We start from the raw sequence: 1,912 nt of genomic DNA on the forward strand, positions 1-1,912 counted from the left end.
CGTTCAAACCTGTCGGAGTCACGACATTGACAGTAACGTATTGGTCACCAACGGCACCGCCACGAAGGCTCGGTGCTCCCTTGCCACGTAGACGGAATTTCTTGCCAGTCTGAGTTCCTTCTGGGATAACCAATTCAACATCTCCATGAACAGTTGGAATTTCCACAGTATCTCCAAGAGTTGCTTGGACAATATTGAGATTTAACTTGTAGAAAATAGTTGTTCCTTCACGTTCAAATTTATCACTGGCTTCAACAGAAACCACCACGTACAAGTCCCCGTAAGGTCCACCGTTAAAGCCTGCTTCACCTTGACCAGCGAGGCGGATTTGTTGGCCTGTTTCCACACCAGCAGGGATTTTTACATGTACGCTATGAGCTTGTTTTTCATGCCCTGTTCCGTGACAAGTTGTACATGGATCTTTGATTTCTTTTCCGCGACCATGACAGACATCACAGGTTACTTGGCGACGCATCATACCAAGAGGAGTCTGCGTATCGACGTTAATGACACCAGCACCATGACAGCGTCCACAAGTGACTGGACTTGTCCCTGGCTTAGCACCAGAGCCATTACATGTACGACAGCTGGCTTCACGATTGTATTTAACTTCTTTTTCCGTTCCGAAGATAGCTTCTTCAAAGGTTAAGTTCACACGATACTGGAGGTCATCCCCTTGACGAGGAGCGTTTGGATTGCGTGAAGCTCCTCCTCCTCCGAAAAAACTTGAGAAGATATCTTCAAAACCACCGAAGCCACCTGCTCCGTCAAAGCCACCAAAACCACCAGCACCACCAAAGCCACCGTTGGCACCCGCAGCACCATACTGGTCGTAGGCTGCACGTTTTTGGTCGTCACTCAAAGTCTCATAGGCTTCTTGAACTTCCTTGTATTTTTCCTCAGCGCCAGGCTCCTTGTTGATATCTGGGTGATATTTTTTCGAAAGCTTACGATAAGCCTTTTTGATCTCGTCTGCCGAAGCGTTTTTCGACACCCCCAGACGATCATAAAATTCAGTATTGTTCATACAAGATACCAAGACCGTAAAATTCGACTGAAAAATAGGAAATCTGACGCTGGAGCGATGCTCCTAGACAGATTTCTCTTTTTTCCGAGAATTTAGGTCGGGTTCAATTCCTTTCTTTTATATTGATGAGACAAAACCCAAACAAATCAGGTTCCATCCCTTTTTACCGAAAAACAGAGGCTGGGTTGCAACCTCTGGATTTCTTCCTATCATTACGACATTCAAAAGCAAAGTCGATTATACTTTTTTTGAACGAGTAAGGCTTTTAGCAAGTCGCCATAGCGATTGCCGTAGAATGACAATCATTTTAATGATTCCTCATTCTTAACGCCCTCGCTCTTCTGATTTTAAAGCTCGGGATAAAATAGTCCACTGGACTATTTTATTTCTCCGTAAACTCTCCGTCTACGACGTCATCTCCTGCGTTTCCTGTTGCTTGTGCGCCTTCTGCTCCTGCTTGAGCTTGTTGGGCTGCAGCGGCTTGTTCGTAGAGTTTAACAGCAAGTCCTTGAGCTTTTTCGTTCAATGCTTCAAGTTTCGCTTTCATTTCGTCCAAGTTATTGTCTTCTTGAGCTTTTTTAAGGTCATCAAGGGCAGCTTGGGCAGCATCACGTTCTGCGTCGAAGCCTTTGCCTTCAGTTTCCTTGATTGTCTTTTCAGTCGCAAAGATAGCTTGGTCTACTTCGTTACGAAGGTCTACTTCTTCTTTACGTTTCTTATCTGCTTCAGCGTTAGCTTCAGCATCTTTCATCATGCGGTCGATTTCTTCGTCTGTCAAACCTGAGTTAGATTGGATCACAATAGTTTGTTCTTTTTGAGTTCCAAGATCTTTAGCCTTAACAGACACGATACCGTTCTTGTCGATATCAAATGTTACTTCGATTT

2 protein-coding genes are annotated in these 1,912 nt (G+C 44.6%); both read right to left on the bottom strand.

Annotated elements, in window-relative coordinates:
• The coding region (dnaJ, locus tag GMD4S_RS11990) for a molecular chaperone DnaJ (protein ID WP_001066314.1) at positions 1-1,027 on the bottom strand (1,027 nt) is incomplete at its 3' end.
• A 382-nt stretch (positions 1,028-1,409) separates the two neighbouring features.
• Positions 1,410-1,912, bottom strand: a 503-nt coding sequence (locus tag GMD4S_RS11995) for an Hsp70 family protein (protein ID WP_000519819.1), incomplete at its 5' end; no start/stop codon positions are given.

The sequence above is a fragment of the Streptococcus sp. GMD4S genome (assembly GCF_000296955.1).